This window comes from Mycoplana sp. BE70 (genome assembly GCF_031455855.1).
GTDB lineage: Bacteria > Pseudomonadota > Alphaproteobacteria > Rhizobiales > Rhizobiaceae > Mycoplana.
Map to the genome: position 1 here is coordinate 160,263 of NZ_JAVDTM010000007.1, position 15,637 is coordinate 175,899.

17 protein-coding genes are annotated in these 15,637 nt (G+C 62.0%); 7 read left to right on the forward strand and 10 right to left on the reverse strand.

Annotated elements, in window-relative coordinates:
- Nucleotides 1–3 precede the first annotated feature (3 nt).
- Nucleotides 4–465 carry an Lrp/AsnC ligand binding domain-containing protein gene (locus tag J2Y48_RS14675; RefSeq protein ID WP_310419325.1) on the reverse strand — a complete coding sequence of 154 codons (462 nt, stop codon included), beginning with the start codon at nt 463–465 and terminating at the stop codon, nt 4–6.
- 361 nt (nt 466–826) lie between these two features.
- Between J2Y48_RS14675 and J2Y48_RS14680 the strand changes: the two genes are divergently transcribed.
- Nucleotides 827–2,506 (forward strand): formate--tetrahydrofolate ligase, encoded by a 1,680-nt coding sequence (locus J2Y48_RS14680; protein ID WP_310419328.1) that lies wholly within the window; start codon nt 827–829, stop codon nt 2,504–2,506.
- Nucleotides 2,507–2,636: 130 nt separating this feature from the next.
- On the opposite strand, the gene J2Y48_RS14685 is transcribed toward J2Y48_RS14680, so the two are convergent.
- From J2Y48_RS14685 to J2Y48_RS14695, 3 genes are all read right to left on the reverse strand, one after another.
- Nucleotides 2,637–3,152: a DUF1993 domain-containing protein gene (locus J2Y48_RS14685; protein WP_310419331.1), complete on the reverse strand. Its 516-nt coding sequence runs from the start codon at nt 3,150–3,152 to the stop codon at nt 2,637–2,639.
- Nucleotides 3,153–3,249: 97 nt separating this feature from the next.
- The gene (locus tag J2Y48_RS14690; RefSeq protein WP_310419334.1) at nt 3,250–3,801 is read right to left on the reverse strand and encodes an extensin family protein; all 552 of its coding nucleotides are present in this window, start codon (nt 3,799–3,801) and stop codon (nt 3,250–3,252) included.
- Nucleotides 3,802–4,081: 280 nt separating this feature from the next.
- Nucleotides 4,082–4,396 carry a hypothetical protein gene (locus J2Y48_RS14695; protein ID WP_310419337.1) on the reverse strand — a complete coding sequence of 105 codons (315 nt, stop codon included), beginning with the start codon at nt 4,394–4,396 and terminating at the stop codon, nt 4,082–4,084.
- A 164-nt stretch (nt 4,397–4,560) separates the two neighbouring features.
- Here J2Y48_RS14695 and trpLE point away from each other — a divergent pair, with 164 nt between their 5' ends.
- The 4 genes from trpLE to queF all read left to right on the forward strand — a co-directional run bounded on the left by trpLE (nt 4,561) and on the right by queF (nt 8,425).
- On the forward strand, nt 4,561–4,605 hold the full coding sequence (trpLE, locus tag J2Y48_RS14700) for a trpE operon leader peptide TrpLE (RefSeq protein ID WP_197065633.1): 45 nt from the start codon (nt 4,561–4,563) through the stop codon (nt 4,603–4,605).
- A gap of 111 nt (nt 4,606–4,716) precedes the next feature.
- Complete coding sequence (locus tag J2Y48_RS14705; RefSeq protein WP_310419340.1) at nt 4,717–6,906, forward strand: anthranilate synthase; 2,190 nt, start codon at nt 4,717–4,719, stop codon at nt 6,904–6,906.
- Nucleotides 6,907–7,046: 140 nt separating this feature from the next.
- Nucleotides 7,047–7,964 carry a cation diffusion facilitator family transporter gene (locus J2Y48_RS14710; RefSeq protein ID WP_310419344.1) on the forward strand — a complete coding sequence of 306 codons (918 nt, stop codon included), beginning with the start codon at nt 7,047–7,049 and terminating at the stop codon, nt 7,962–7,964.
- Complete coding sequence (queF, locus tag J2Y48_RS14715; protein WP_310419347.1) at nt 7,961–8,425, forward strand: preQ(1) synthase; 465 nt, start codon at nt 7,961–7,963, stop codon at nt 8,423–8,425. The genes J2Y48_RS14710 and queF overlap by 4 nt, the downstream gene beginning before the upstream one ends.
- A 153-nt stretch (nt 8,426–8,578) precedes the next feature.
- On the opposite strand, the gene J2Y48_RS14720 is transcribed toward queF, so the two are convergent.
- Entirely contained in the window at nt 8,579–8,935 is a 357-nt protein-coding gene (locus tag J2Y48_RS14720; RefSeq protein ID WP_310419349.1) for an SPW repeat protein, read from the reverse strand.
- 268 nt (nt 8,936–9,203) lie between these two features.
- Here J2Y48_RS14720 and J2Y48_RS14725 point away from each other — a divergent pair, with 268 nt between their 5' ends.
- Nucleotides 9,204–9,785, forward strand: a complete 582-nt coding sequence (locus J2Y48_RS14725) for an ATP-dependent Clp protease proteolytic subunit (protein WP_310419352.1) — start codon at nt 9,204–9,206, stop codon at nt 9,783–9,785.
- Between the two features lie 60 nt (nt 9,786–9,845).
- On the opposite strand, the gene J2Y48_RS14730 is transcribed toward J2Y48_RS14725, so the two are convergent.
- Nucleotides 9,846–10,049, reverse strand: coding sequence for a hypothetical protein (locus tag J2Y48_RS14730; RefSeq protein WP_310419355.1), 204 nt, complete (start codon nt 10,047–10,049; stop codon nt 9,846–9,848).
- Nucleotides 10,050–10,471: 422 nt separating this feature from the next.
- On the opposite strand from J2Y48_RS14730, the gene leuA reads away from it, so the two are divergent.
- A complete protein-coding gene (leuA, locus tag J2Y48_RS14735) occupies nt 10,472–12,181 on the forward strand; it encodes a 2-isopropylmalate synthase (protein WP_310419358.1) in 1,710 nt (569 codons plus the stop codon).
- A 90-nt stretch (nt 12,182–12,271) separates the two neighbouring features.
- Here leuA and J2Y48_RS14740 read toward each other — a convergent pair whose 3' ends face one another.
- From J2Y48_RS14740 to J2Y48_RS14755, 4 genes are all read right to left on the reverse strand, one after another.
- Nucleotides 12,272–13,111, reverse strand: a complete 840-nt coding sequence (locus tag J2Y48_RS14740; RefSeq protein WP_310419361.1) for an anti-sigma factor — start codon at nt 13,109–13,111, stop codon at nt 12,272–12,274.
- A gap of 2 nt (nt 13,112–13,113) precedes the next feature.
- Entirely contained in the window at nt 13,114–13,632 is a 519-nt protein-coding gene (locus tag J2Y48_RS14745) for an RNA polymerase sigma factor (protein ID WP_310419364.1), read from the reverse strand.
- Nucleotides 13,633–13,856: 224 nt separating this feature from the next.
- Nucleotides 13,857–14,447, reverse strand: a complete 591-nt coding sequence (locus J2Y48_RS14750) for a tetratricopeptide repeat protein (RefSeq protein ID WP_310419367.1) — start codon at nt 14,445–14,447, stop codon at nt 13,857–13,859.
- A gap of 112 nt (nt 14,448–14,559) precedes the next feature.
- On the reverse strand, nt 14,560–15,477 hold the full coding sequence (locus J2Y48_RS14755) for a metallophosphoesterase (protein WP_310419370.1): 918 nt from the start codon (nt 15,475–15,477) through the stop codon (nt 14,560–14,562).
- Between the last annotated feature and the right edge of the window lie 160 nt (nt 15,478–15,637).

Below are 15,637 nucleotides of genomic sequence, written 5' to 3' on the forward strand. Positions count from 1 at the left end.
CCCTTATACGGGCAGCCAGCCGGTGCTCTTGACCTCTTCCATCACGGCATAGGTGTGCGTCTCGCGCACGCCGGGCAGGGACAGGAACGTATCCGACAGGAACGCCCGGTAGGCTTCCATGCCGGCGACGCGCGCCTTGACGAGATAGTCGAAGCCGCCAGCGACCATGTGGCACTCCATGACATGATCGCTTTGGCGGACCGCTTCGGCGAAGGTGTCGAATACGTCCGGAGTCGTCCGGTCGAGCTTGATCTGCACGAAGACGAGGAGATTGCGGCCGAGGCGCTCGGGCGAGAGGACCGCCATGTAGCCGGTGATGTAGCCGTCGCGGGTTAGACGTTTGACGCGCTCGGCCGTGGCTGTCGGTGAAAGATTGACCTTCTCCGCCAGTTCGATGTTCGTCAAACGCCCCTCCTGCTGGAGGGCGCGGAGTATCTTTCGGTCAAGTCGATCGAGTTCCTTCATGTTTCCCTATCGATGTTGTCTTCTGGCGACTGTTTGGCCGGCAGTTGGCACGAAAAATGGTGAAAGTCACCTCACAATTTTGCGCAGCTCGCAACATGGCCCCGTTGGCGGCGTATCGGGCGTTCCGATCGTTGCGAGCAACCCACTCGCTTGTCGCTTTTAGCCAATCGGGCGGCAAATTCCGGCGTAGCGCCATTCAGGCGTTCAGGTACTAATTACGTGCCGCTCAACGGGCGCTTCGGCGCCCGGTGGGCGATTCTGCGCCGGATGTGGGGCGGTGGCTCGCGATGGCTGCAATGCAAAGAATCACAATGAGAGGGCGGCGCTTGAACGCCCTAGCTGGAGAGGAAGCAGTACAACCATGACCGAGGTCAAATCCGATATCGAGATCGCCCGCGCGGCGAAGAAGAAGCCGATCCTGGAAATCGGCGCCAAGCTCGACATTCCCCCTGAGCACCTGCTTCCCTACGGCCACGACAAGGCGAAAATCAGCGCCTCCTTCATCGCTCAACAGAGGGAAAAGAAGGACGGCAAGCTTATTCTGGTGACGGCGATCAATCCGACGCCGGCCGGCGAAGGCAAGACGACCACGACGGTCGGCCTCGGCGACGGTCTGAACCGCATCGGCAAGAAGGCGATCGTCTGTATCCGTGAAGCTTCGCTCGGCCCGTGCTTCGGCGTGAAGGGCGGCGCTGCCGGCGGCGGCTATGCCCAGGTCGTGCCGATGGAGGACATGAACCTCCACTTCACCGGCGACTTCCACGCGATCACCTCGGCGCACAACCTTCTCGCCGCCCTGATCGACAACCATATCTACTGGGGCAACGAGCAAAACATCGACATCCGCCGCGTCGCCTGGCGCCGTGTCATGGACATGAACGACCGGGCGCTGCGCGAGGTCGTCTGTTCGCTCGGCGGCGTCGCCAATGGCTATCCGCGCGAGGCCGGCTTCGACATCACCGTCGCCTCGGAAGTCATGGCGATCCTCTGCCTGGCGAACGATCTCAGGGACCTCGAGAAGCGGCTCGGCAACATCATCATCGGCTATCGCCGCGACAAGACCCCGGTCTTCGCCCGCGACATCAAGGCCGACGGCGCCATGACCGTTCTGCTCAAGGACGCCATGCAGCCGAATCTCGTGCAGACGCTCGAGAACAACCCGGCCTTCGTCCACGGCGGCCCCTTCGCCAACATCGCGCACGGCTGCAACTCGGTCGTCGCGACGAAGACGGCGCTGAAGCTCGCCGATTACGTCGTCACGGAAGCCGGCTTCGGCGCCGACCTCGGCGCGGAGAAGTTTTTCGACATCAAGTGCCGCAAGGCCGGGCTGCACCCGGATGCCGCGGTGATCGTCGCCACGGCGCGCGCCATGAAGATGAATGGCGGGGTCAAGAAGGAAGACCTCGGTCGCGAGGACGTCGAAGCGGTCCACAAGGGTTGTGCCAACCTCGGCCGCCACGTGCAGAACGTGAAGAAGTTCGGCGTACCGGTGGTCGTGGCGATCAACCACTTCATCACCGACACCGACCGGGAAATCCGGGCGATCAAGGAATATGTCGCAACGCTCGGCGCCGAAGCCGTCTTGTGCAAGCACTGGGCGCAGGGCTCGGCCGGTATCGAGGAACTGTCGCGCAAGGTCGTCGAACTCGCCGAGTCCGGCCATTCGCAGTTCGCGCCGCTCTATCCGGACGACATGTCGCTCTTCCACAAGATCGAGACGATCGCCAAGGATATCTACCATGCCGGCGAGGTGATCGCCGACAAGTCGGTGCGCGACCAGCTTCACGCCTGGGAAGCGCAAGGCTACGGCCACCTGCCGATCTGCATGGCGAAGACGCAGTATTCCTTCTCCACCGATCCCAACCTGCGCGGCGCGCCGGAAGGACATACCGTGCCGGTCCGTGAAGTGCGGCTTTCGGCCGGAGCCGGCTTCATCGTCGTCATCACCGGCGAGATCATGACCATGCCGGGCCTGCCGAAAGTGCCGTCCTCGGAAAAGATCTTCCTCAACGAGATGGGGCAGATCGAGGGTCTGTTCTGAGGGCATCGTCCGGCCTCCGCGCGAGGCCATAGGCTCACTGCGTCAGTTGAACGACGAGGCGCCGCGATTGTGTCGCGGCGCCTCGTTTTTTGTCTGGTCCCCACTACTGCGCAGCGACCCAGACCAATTGTTACTGGTGGCCAAAGGGACCGAGATAGTCGCTCTTTCCGATCTCAACGCCGTTGTGGCGCAGAATGTCGTAGGCGGTCGTGACGTGGAAGAAGAAGTTCGGCAGGGCGAATTCCAGCAGATAATCGTCACCGCTGAAAGTCACCTGCATCTTGCCGACATTGAGGGTGACCGTGCGGGCCTCACTGCCATCGAGGTCCGTCTCGCTGATCGAACTGAGATAGGCGATGGTCTTGTCGACGCGCGCCTGCAGTTCCACAAACGACGTTTCCATGTCCGGAAAGCTCGGCGCGCCTGCCCCGGTCAAGCGCCCCAACGCGTTCTTCGAGGTGTCGCTGGCACGCTGGATCTGTCCGGAGAAAGGAAGCATGTCCGGCGCGAGCCGTGCGTTGACGAGCACTTCGGGGGGAATCTTGTTGGCATCCGCATAGATCTGTGCCTTGTCGATCAACCTCGCCAAGACCTTGAGGCCGCGAACGAAGACGGGGACGGAAAGTCGGTGCATGGAAACGGTCATGGAAGCGGTCCTTCAAGAATGATGTGAGGTTCTTCGTACTGGCGATGAATATAGAACGTTCATCGGCTACGGGAGCCCAAATGCCTGCATTTCACGCCTACCAGCAGTATCGGTAACCGTTCGTGCGCTTCATGACGTCGAGATGCAGATGGCTTTCGTGCGCGGCGTCGCTGCCCGGGTCGAGGACGGTCCTGAAATACAGGCAGGCACTGGCCACCGCCGCGCGCTGTAGTGCGCCTTCGGCCGACCCATCCTCGTCGCGCGGCGTGATCGCAAGCCGGCTGCCGTCGGAGAAACGGAAGGCGGCGATATCGACCGCGTTGCCGAATGCGTGCTCGGAGATCTTGCCGTTCGGCGCGCCGTTGCGATTTCGGCAGGCATAGGCGGAGGCCTGCTCCAGGCCGACAAGGCGCTTGGTCGGCATCACCGCGCTGATTGCGGGAACGACCGCTTCGCGGGTCCATCGCTGCAGCTGCAATGCCGTTTCGCATCGCAACGTCGCCGTGGGTCCGATCTCGATGTCGCTGGCCAGACGCGAGACAGCGATCGGCCGGGCAATGCCGCAGCCATCCTTGGTATCGATACGGGTTTCTTCCTTGATGATCGCGCCAGCCGACCTCAGTGCTTCCATGCAGGCGCGGAATGCCACTGCGTCCTCCTCGACCAGCGGCGGTGGCGGCAGCGGTCGTTGCTTGTCGTGCAAATTGTCTGCCGGCGGAGCCTCTTTGTTCGCCTGGGGGCTCTCCTTTCCCGGACGCGGGGCCGGCACTGGACCTTTTTCAGGAAGCGTTGCTCCGGCCAGCAGCAAGCTGGCAATGAGAACGGCGGTCGATCGCAGGTTTATGAATCCACTCCATCCTGTTCGTGTGGGTGGTCATAGAACGATCGTGAAGATTATCGGTTCCCCGAAGGAAGCGCGTTTTCCAGGCTCAGATGCCTGCGCCGGTTCCGTGCTCGAAACGATGCGGGATTTCGGCGCAAGCGGCGAGAAATCCCGTCAGTTCCCGGACGCGTTCGATCAGACGTCCACTGCCGCATTCTTCGCTTCCGGCGATCATGTCGAGAAGAAAGCTAATGAGCGCCCGAATGTCGTCGGCGTTCGCCGGCGAAAGCTGCAGAATGGCCTCGAACGTGTCGGCCGCCTCGCGGTCCAGCGCTTGAAATTCAGGCGTGTCGTATTCGTCGATCCTCTCGAGCAGGCGCCGCTGCAAGTGACGAAAGCGGGCAAGTTGGCATGTCACCATGCGTGGGCCGTCCCTGAAATTCGACAGGATGAATTCAATGCGGTGCCAGCATGTCAGGGCCGGTAAAGCCTGGCTATCCCCAGATATCGCGAGGTTTCGGAAGGACGTGGCCGTCGCCGAAAATGGCGTTGCGTTCGTTTGTGCTTCACGCTAACAATTCTGCGATGACGAACGCACGCAACATCGCGATCTGGTGGTGGGCACGCTAACCGCGGCCTCGACCAGTCATGCGCGATTGAACGACAAGCCGCCCGGAAACCTCGAGGCGGCTTTTTCATTTCGGGCTGCCTTCGGAACCGGGCCGAACAGGAGAGCAAGGAATGGTGACGAAACTTCGGGACGATGGCGCCGAGACCTACGAGACGCGCGGCGGCATCGTCGTCACGCGCCGGCGCCGGGCGGCGGACTATGCGAACGCGATCTCGGCCTATGTCGACCGGCTCGACCAGCATCGCGGCGCGGTGTTCTCGTCGAATTACGAGTATCCCGGCCGCTACACGCGCTGGGATACCGCGATTGTCGATCCGCCGCTCGCCATCACCTCGTTCGGACGGGACGTCCGGCTCGAAGCCTACAACGAGCGCGGCGAAGCGCTGCTCGCCATGATCGCGCCGCGTCTTGCGGAGGTGGGCGACCTGACGATCGGTGCGTCGTCCTCGCGGCGCCTCGATATCAGGGTCAACGAGCCGGATCGTGTCTTCACCGAGGAGGAGCGCTCTAAGATCCCGACGGTCTTTACGGTGCTGCGGGCGGTGACGGAGCTGTTTCGTTCGCCGGAGGATGCCAACCTCGGCCTTTACGGTGCCTTCGGTTACGACCTGGCCTTCCAGTTCGACGCGATCGACCTCAAGCTGGATCGCCCGCAAGACCAGCGCGACATGGTGCTGTTCCTTCCCGATGAGATCCTCGTGGTCGATCACTATTCCGCCAAGGCCTGGATCGATCGCTACGACTTTGCCAAGGACGGGCTGACCACGGAAGGAAAGGGCGAGGCCATCGCGCCGGAGCCGTTCCGCGCCACCGACACTGTCCCGCCGCGCGGCGACCATCAGCCCGGCGAATATGCCGAGCTTGTCGTCAAGGCGAAGGAAAGTTTCCGCCGCGGCGACCTGTTTGAGGTGGTGCCGGGCCAGAAATTTTATGAGCGCTGCGAAAGCAAGCCCTCCGAGATCTCCAAGCGCCTGAAGGCGATCAATCCCTCGCCCTATTCCTTCTTCATCAACCTCGGAAACCAGGAATATCTCGTCGGCGCCTCGCCCGAGATGTTCGTGCGCGTGTCGGGCCGGCGCATCGAGACCTGCCCGATCTCCGGGACGATCAAGCGTGGCGACGATCCGATCGCCGACTCTGAACAGATCCTCAAGCTTCTGAATTCCAAGAAGGACGAGTCAGAGCTGACAATGTGCTCGGACGTCGACCGCAACGACAAGAGCCGCGTCTGCGAGCCGGGTTCCGTCAAGGTGATCGGCCGCCGCCAGATCGAGATGTATTCCCGCCTGATCCACACGGTCGATCACATCGAAGGGCGCCTGCGCGACGACATGGATGCTTTCGATGGCTTCCTGTCCCATGCATGGGCGGTGACGGTGACCGGCGCGCCAAAACTGTGGGCGATGCGCTTCATCGAGGCGCACGAGAAGAGCCCGCGGCTGTGGTATGGTGGCGCGATCGGCATGGTCGGCTTCAATGGCGACATGAACACCGGGCTGACGCTGCGCACCATCCGCATCAAGGACGGGATCGCCGAGATCCGGGCCGGGGCGACGCTGCTCAACGATTCCAATCCGGAAGAGGAAGAAGCCGAGACTGAACTGAAAGCATCCGCCATGATCGCAGCCATCCGTGACGCCAAGGCCGGCAATACGGCCAAACTCCAGCGCGACGTCGCCACCGTCGGCGCCGGGGTCAACATCCTGCTCGTCGACCACGAAGACAGCTTCGTGCATACGCTGGCGAACTATTTCCGCCAGACGGGGGCAACCGTGACGACGGTGCGCACGCCCGTCGCCGACGAACTGTTCGACCGCCTGAAGCCCGACCTCGTCGTGCTTTCGCCCGGCCCCGGCAACCCGAAGGACTTCGACTGCAAGGCGACGATCAAGAAGGCGCGTGCGCGCGACCTGCCGGTCTTCGGCGTCTGCCTCGGTCTGCAGGCGTTGGCTGAGGCCTATGGCGGGGAACTGCGCCAGCTTGCGGTGCCGATGCACGGCAAGCCCTCGCGCATCCGCGTGCTGGATCCCGGCATCGTCTTCTCCGGCCTCGGCAAGGAGGTAACGGTCGGGCGCTATCACTCGATCTTCGCCGACCCGGCAACGTTGCCGCGGGATTTCATCGTCACCGCCGAGAGCGAGGACGGCACGATCATGGGGATCGAGCATGCCAAGGAGCCGGTGGCCGCTGTGCAGTTCCACCCCGAATCGATCATGACGCTCGGCGGTGACGCGGGCATGCGAATGATCGAAAATGTGGTCGCCCATCTTGCGCGCAAGACAAAAACGAAAGCTGCATAACCCAATCAGCCTTTGACATCTCGGCCGAATTGGCTGATAGAAACCGCATAGAAAAACCGCCTGCGCGAAAACCCGCGCGGGCGGTTTTGCGTTGAAGAACATGGATTTTGCAATTCGTTTGCATCCGCAGTGGAGCGAGCATGACTACGAACGGAAACCCGACCGTCAAGCGACTGGCCCTGATCGGCATTCCGCTGGCCGTGTTCGTCATGGGGCTGAAGCTCCTTGCCTGGTGGGTGACCGGTTCGGTCGCATTGCTGTCGGACGCGCTCGAATCGACGGTCAACGTGATCGCTGCCGTTATCGCCTGGGGCGCGATCGGCTACGCCGCGCGGCCGGCTGATGCGACGCACCCGTTTGGCCACCACAAGGCCGAGTATTTCTCTGCCGTCATCGAAGGCGTGCTGATCGTCGTTGCGGCGCTGCTCATCCTGCAGGAGGCCGTGCCGAAGCTGTGGGCGCCGACGCTGCTGGAACAGCCTGTACTGGGTCTTGCGATCAACCTGGTTGCGGCGCTTGTGAACGCCGGCTGGGCAACGATCCTAATCCGTGCGGGCCGCCGGCACCGCTCGCCGGCATTGACCGCGGACGGGCATCACATTCTTTCCGACGTGGTCACGTCGGCGGGCGTGCTTGCCGGGCTTCTGCTGGCACTTGCGACCGGATTCGCGATCCTCGACCCGGTCATGGCGATCCTCGTCGCCTTGCACATCGTCTTCCAGGGGTGGAAAATCATCTCCAACTCTGTAAGCGGGTTGATGGACCATGCGGTCGATCCGGCCGAGGAGGCGGCGATCAAGCAGGCAATCGCTACCCATGCGGAAGGATCGCTCGGCGTCCACGATTTGAAGACGCGACAAGCCGGATCGGCCACCTTCGTCGATTTCCATCTGGTGGTTCCGGCCAGGATGGCGGTGGGCGATGCGCATGAAATCTGCGACCGGCTCGAAGCGGCAATCGAAGCGGTGCAGCCGGGCGCACAGATCGCCATCCACGTCGAACCGGAAACTGAGAAAGCGCACGGCATCAGGGTAAAAGTGGAAAGGGTCAAACCATGACCAAGACGGACGTTTCAAATCTCTCGCAGCTCGGCCGGAACGTGGACCTCCCTTCAAACCCGGAGGAAGCGGTGCTGGAAAAGGTGCCGAGCGGGCATCAGGACGCCGATTTCGTCGTCCGCTTCACCGCACCGGAGTTCACCTCGCTCTGCCCGATGACGGGCCAGCCGGACTTCGCCCACATCGTTATCGACTACGTGCCGGACGGCTGGCTGGTCGAATCGAAGTCGTTGAAGCTGTACCTGCATTCTTTCCGCAACCACGGCGCCTTCCATGAGGATTGCACCCTCGACATCGCCAAGCGACTGGTGAAGCTGCTTTCGCCGAAATGGCTGCGGATCGGCGCCTATTGGTATCCGCGCGGCGGCATCCCGATCGACGTGTTCTGGCAGACCGGCGCACCGCCCGAGGGCGTCTGGCTTCCGGATCAGGGCGTCGCACCCTATCGCGGACGCGGGTGAAAGGCGACGGCGCCTTTACCCATGTTAAAGCCCGTTGCGTGGGTTTTCTCACGCAACGGGCTAACCGCCCGAATATTCGGGTTTGGAATTCGGTCCTGAGCATTCGCCGCTGTTTGCGCCGCCGCGCGCCATTCGTGGCGCGCCGTGCTTAGGCTAGGCGTGCGAATGTGGATGGCGATAGTCCCAGACTGCCCAGGCCGATACCGCGGCGGTGCAGATTCCGAGGATCACGTGAGTCCACATAGCGTGAGTGTTGGCCATGAAGCCAAGCAGCCAGGGCGAAACGATCAACCACAGGCCGACTACCATGTTTACCCATTCCTCCCATTCCGCGAAGGCCGAAAGTGTCATGATCGCAAAGGCGCCAAGCACGATGCCGGCGAGCCAGGCGTTCCAGCTCGGTGTCTTGTCGGCGACAAAGCCGATCACCCAGGGCGACAGAAACAGGCAGACCGCCAGGAGCAGAGTGACCAGATCCTGACCTCTCCGACTGGACATGAGTTTCATCATCGCAACCTCCATGAGGCATTCACCGTGCGCAATTGCACAGTATGATATTAGGATACGCTAATATTTACTTCCTTCAAGATTCATGAAGGTAGTGCCCATTCACGGATCCGTATGGGTATGCAAAGGGCACCCCTTGCATTTACCCTGTTTGCCGCTGGCCTTGGCGCCCTCTATCGCCTCGCTGGCGTTTTGTTGCATTGTCTTGGCGGCTGAGTCGCATTATCTGACTGCGGCAAGGATTTGTGAGACGACAGGCGGAGATTTGCCGATGAACGACGAAGACGACGACAAGAAGACCGAGCTGCCGCTCGGCAAGGAAACCGAGGCGAACCTGTTCAAGTCGCGCTCGATCTTCATCTATGGCGGCATCACCCAGGAGTTGGCGCAGAAGGTCTGCTCGCAGCTCGTGGCGCTTGCCGCCGCCAGCGACGAGGACATCCGCATCTTCGTCAACTCGCCGGGCGGGCATGTCGAGTCGGGCGACAGCATCCACGACATGATCAAGTTCATCAAGCCGAAGGTCTGGGTCATCGGGACCGGCTGGGTGGCCTCCGCCGGCGCGCTGATTTTCGTCGCCGCGCCGAAGGAGCAGCGCCTCTGCCTGCCGAACACGCGCTTCCTGCTGCACCAACCGTCCGGCGGCACGCGTGGTATGGCGTCCGACATCGAGATCCAGGCGCGCGAGATTCTCAAGATGAACGAGCGCCTGAACAAGATCTTCGCCGAAGCCACCGGCCAGTCGATTGAAAAAATCGCCAAGGACACTGACCGTGACTACTGGCTCTCCGCCAAGGAAGCCCTGGAATACGGTCTTGTCTCGCGGATCATCTCCTCGCAAGCCGACATCTGATCCGACCGGACATTCAACAACGTCAGCGCCCTTCCGTCCTCGTGGCGGAAGGGCGTCTTGTTATTGCCGGCCTAGATAATAGCCCGGCGGACCGTAGTCCTTCATGCCGACGGAACGCGCATAGACACAATAGTCGTATTGGTCGCTCATCGGGCCGCCGTATTGCGCGAAGCAATAGTTCCGGGCTGCTTGCATCTTTGGATCGAGCGGTGCGGATTGGCAGCCTGCAAGCACGGCAAGCAGTACCAAGGCGATATACTTCATAGCCCCATTCCTCCGCTGCGGCGTGCCGGGATAGCCGCCGCGTGTCAAAGACTACCGCCTGAGCTCCTCCTGCACAAATCCTCTCGCGTATGGCTTGCGTCACGGCGGTTGCGCCGATATAAGCCAACCCATGTCGAAGACAAGAAGCACCATCGTTGAACGTATTTCGCGCAACCAGCAGGTTGCCCGCGAGCGTTCGCGCAGCTTCTCCTCGCTCCTTCTTCTCGGCCTTACGCGCGGTTGCCGGGTTCTTTGAGGAGCGCCCGGTGGCCGAAAAGCCCACCGGCGCAAGTGCTCCTCGCATCACCCATATTGTAAATTCGACCCGGGCCCTTGGAAGGCCAGCTTTCGCCGTCGCCAAGCGTGCTGCTATCGGCTATGACGTTTTCGCGCGAAAGCCGGGATGACGAAGAGACAGGCACATGACCGTAAAGACCCATACTCCCAATCAAGGCATGCCCAACGCGGCGGCGAAGTATCAGGCGTACCCGCAGATCAGCATTCCCGATCGCACCTGGCCGAGCAATACCATCACCAAGGCGCCGATCTGGTGCTCGGTCGACCTGCGCGACGGCAACCAGTCGCTGGTCAATCCGATGGGCCACGACCGCAAGGCCCGCATGTTCCAGCTGCTGCTTGACATGAACTTCAAGGAAATCGAGATCGGCTTCCCCTCCGCCTCGCAGACGGACTTCGATTTCGCCCGCTGGTGCGTCGAAGAAAGCAACGTCCCCGACGACGTCTCGCTGCAGGTTCTGGTCCAATGCCGGCCTGAACTGATCACCCGCACCTTCGAGGCGCTTGAGGGCGCCAAGCGGCCGATCATCCACTTCTACAATTCGACGAGCGAACTGCAGCGCCGCGTCGTGTTCGCCAAGGACGTTGCCGGCATCAAGCAGATCGCCACCGATGCGGCAAAGATGATCATGGACATGGCCGCCGCGACCGGCGGCGACTACCGCTTCGAGTATTCGCCGGAGAGTTTTACCGGCACGGAACTCGAGGTCGCCCTCGAGATCTGCAACGCCGTCACCGAGATCGTGCGCCCGACGGCTGAGAACAAGCTGATCATGAACCTGCCCTCGACCGTCGAGATGGCGACGCCGAACATCTATGCCGACCAGATCGAGTGGATGTGCCGCAATCTCGACAACCGCGAGAACCTGATCATCTCGCTGCATCCGCACAACGACCGCGGCACCGGGATCGCTGCGACCGAGCTCGGCCTGATGGCCGGTGCCGACCGCGTCGAGGGCACGCTGTTCGGCAATGGCGAGCGCACCGGCAACGTCGACGTCGTCACGCTGGCGCTGAACATGTACACGCAAGGGGTCGACCCCAAGCTCGACTGCACCGACATCGAGCGCATCAAGGCGGTTTACGAATACTCCAACGAGATGGTCATCCCGGAGCGCCATCCGTACGTCGGCGAACTCGTCTACACTGCCTTCTCCGGCTCGCACCAGGATGCGATCAACAAGGGCATGAAGGCGATCAAGACGGCCAACAAGCCGCTCTGGGAAGTGCCCTACCTGCCGATCGATCCGCAGGACGTCGGCCGCACCTATGAGGCGATCATCCGCATCAACTCGCAGTCGGGCAAGGGCGGCATCGCCTACATCCTGCAGCAGGACCACGGCATCAACCTGCCGCGCAACCTGCAGGTCGAGTTCCGCGAGGACATCCAACGCATCACCGACGAAGAGGGCGTCGAGCTGCCGTCGAAGCGCATCTACGAGCGCTTCCTCGAGCGCTACGTCACCCAGCCGGATGCGCGGCTGCGCTTCGTCGACCACCACACCTATCCCGACACGACCCGAAAGGGCGTCCGCATCGTTTTGGCCGAGATCACAGACCGGGGTGAGACGAAACAGATCGAAGGGCAGGGCACCGGGCCGATCGACGGCTTCATCCATGCGCTTTCCGTCCATACCGGCGTGGACATGTCTGTTGTCGACTATTCGGAGCACTCGCTGCAGCAGGGTTCTAACGCGGCGGCGATCGCCTATGTCGAGATCGAGTATCCTGGCGGCAAGCTCTTTGGGGTCGGCATGAACACCAACATCGTCACAGCCTCGCTCGAGGCGATCGTTTCCGCCGCCAACCGGGTTTTGGAAGAATCCAGCCGCTGATCGAACGCGGATTTCGAAACCACAAAGCCGCTCCGGGTTTCCGGGGCGGCTTTTGTGTATCTGGCGATAAACGCCTTGGCTACCGCAAATTCAGATCGTCTGCGCCACTGCCTGCGCGATCGTTTCCAGTGCCGGATCAGACGACGGACCGACGACGACGAAGGAGGCGGTGCCGGCCTGCCAGGAAATCAAGCCGAGGTCATCGCGAATGCTGTCATCGAGCTCGGTCTTTTCGAGGGCGGGATCAATTCGCTGGAAGCAGACCGCGAAGATTTCGCCGTCGTCGTCCTTGTAGAGGAGTTGCGCTGTCGGTTTGCCGCCGGCGACCAGAAGCCGGGCGCCCTGGAAGCTCAGCCGGTTGGCCGTCAGGTCGGGAATCTTGAAGTCGACGCCGACCGCCGCGGTGAGCCAGTCGGCGATGTGCGCGCTCTCCGCGGCTGGAACCTCCGCGAGATGCCGGGTCTGGCGTGCGTAGATGCGGTGATAGTCGGCAATGTCGTCCAGCCAGCTTCGCGACTGTGCCACCTGTGCCGGCGCTGCAGGGGCGGCGTGCTGCGCGCCAAGCAAGTAGCCGGCGCTGCCGCCGGCCAGGAGCAAGACCAGTCCTGCGGCACCAAGGCGTGCCGACGTGCCGTAGGATGCGACTTCCTTGGGGGGCTCGCTCGGGAGCGGACGTCCTGCATCCTGTCCGCCGTCGATCGAAACCAGTTTGATGTTGCGGACGAGATCCAGCGGCACCGGCTCATGCAGCATATCCTCGAACGCCTTGCGTCCCAGGTCGCTTCCCAGCTTGAGCCGGTTGAAGAGCGTGCGCGCTTTTTCGTCATGCGCGAGAATTCCGTCGATTTCATTTGCTTCCGCATGCGATAGCTGTCCGTCCAGATAGGCCGACAAGCGCACCTCGAGCGGGAGACCCTGCGTGCTTTCCAAGCTCAGGTCCTCCTTTCTGTCTGTTCCGAGATCATTGCGGCAAGCCTTATGCGCGCCGTCGAAAGTCTGCTCATGACGGTCCCGATCGGGATACCGAGAATGTCTGCCGCCTCCCGGTAGCTGTGGCCTTCCACGTTCACCAGCAGAAACACGCTCGACAGGCCTTCCGGCATCGTCATGATCAATTTGTGCAGTTGCTTGGCATAGACGGCCTTGTCGGCCGATGCCTCGATACGGAGGTCGTCCTGCTCGGAGAAATCGACCGTTCCCGACCCGGTGCGGACTTTGCGCTTCCTGATCTCGTCCACCCAGAGATTGCGCGTCATGGCATAGATCCAGCTTTCCAGCCGTCCCTCTCCGTTCCACAGGTGGCTGCGGGTAATGGCGCGTTCGCAGGCTTCCTGAACGAGATCGTCGGCATCGCTGCCGTTTCGGGTCAATGTCATGGCAAAGCGGCGCAGCTTAGGCAAAAGACCAACCAATTCACGCCGGAATTCATTCGATTCTGCCGTGGGATGCATTGTGCTTCCAAGGGAACGTTCGAGATCAGACCAATATTCGCCGCAAACCTGCCCGCGAGTATTGATATGGAACATTTGGGCTGCGCTCTGCAAGCGCAGGTTCAGGCAGACTTGGAAGTTTCGGGTGTTTCGGTCAAAACTGTTGGGGATGCGACCGGTGGATGGCAGGGATCGGCGCGACCATGATACTGGCCAATCCCTGCCATGTGATCGGCCGAGGCCGGTCAGTAGGTGCTGCGGTCGCCACCGAGCGACTGGAGCAGCGACCGGTAGGCCCAGCTGTTCTCGCCGCCGCGATCGCGGATCTCGACAAGCTGTACGCGGGCGCCCTGGATGTCGCCCTGTTCGATCAAGGCCTGACCCATGTAGGAGCGGGCGAGGATATAGTTCTCATCCGCCTGCAGGGCCTTTCGATAGTAGGTCATGGCACGTTCCACCTGGCCGAGCTTGCGGTAGGTGAAGCCGTAATAGTTGAGGATGCGCGGATCGTTCTGGTTTTCCGCCGCCTTCAGCGTATTGAGCGCATTGCCGTACTGCCCCGCATAGGCGAATTCGCGTGCCGCCTCGTAGAGAATGTCGTCGGGCTTCAGCTCGCTCTTCTTCTGTGTGCCGTTCTTCTTGGCATTGGCCTTGATCTGGTCGGGCGTGAGACAGGCCTTGCGCTCCCGGCTCCAGACCTTGCCATTGGTGCACGTCGTCGTGGTCGGCGTGGATGCTGGTGGAGAGCCGTTGCCGCTGTCGGCGGCAGAGAGGGTACCGGCCGGCACGAAGGTAAGCGCAAGGACAGCGGCGAGGGTGGTGCGGTTCACAGACATTTTCGATCCTTCCTCGGGGGGGCGCCGATAGCAGAAGGCGCGTCGCGCGAAGGTCGCTCTCGTTCTTCGCCGCGAAGCGCATTCACGAGATTAGACGCAATCGAAGGGCGCTTTATTCCCCCATCGGGAAGCGCGTCGTTTCGGCAAGCATGATGTCTGATCCGGACGCGTCGAGCTCGTAGCGCTCGCGCATGAGGTTCCAGCGCCCCGGCTCTCCGGAAATCTCGAAAAGGTTGTATGCCGCCGGCGGCTTATGCCCGCCCGGTCCCTGCGAAGCCGAAGCAATTCCGACGACGGGAACCTGGCCGCCGGTGGAGCTGAGAAGCCAATGGACGGTGTTGAAATGGGTATGGCCGTGCAGCACAAGCTCGGCACCGCCGGAGGATATCGTCGCGGCGAAGCGGCGGATGCCGATCATGCGTTTGTGGAGGGAGGTTGCGCCGCGGATCGGCGGATGGTGGATCATGACGACGCGGAACAGCCCGGCCTCACCGGCAGCCTGGAGCAGGTTGACTGTCGCTCGTGCCTGGCGCCGGCCGAAATAGCCGCTTGCCGCAAAGGGCGGCGTTGCCACTGCGGTCGAGCAGCCGATAAGGGCAACGTTGCCGCGCACGCGCATATAGGGAAAAACCGGGTGGTCGGCGCTCCATTCGGCGGGGGCATCGTCACCGCGCATATAGGGATACCAGGCCCGGCTCGAGCGCTCATGAGCGCCGGGCACATAGGCGTCGTGATTGCCGGGCACAACCGATATGTTCTCAGGCTTGCCCGCGTCCTTCAGCCAACAAGCGACCGTCTCGATCTCGACGGCCGCTGCGAGGTTGACGAGGTCGCCGGTGATGGCAAGGTGATCCGGATTGCGCCGCTCCAGATCGTCCATCAGCAGGTCAAGCGTGTTGGCAAAGAGATGGCGGCGGCGGTTGCGGTGCCAGTTGACGAACCCGGTGATCCGCTTCGACGCCAGCTCGATCACGGAGAGTGCGGGCAGCGGGCCGAGGTGAATGTCGGAGATGTGGGCGAGGCGAAACATGGCTTTCCATAAACCGAGTCATGGCGTGAAGGAAATGCCACCCGCTCCGATTCGTTGCCTGGGAGGGGTGTTCTCTGTATTGCGCGTGGACAATTCGCCCAGCCCACCGGTCCGGCCTTGATTCAGCCGGCTCTTGGGTAAAGCCTTGCGGGTGAGGCAG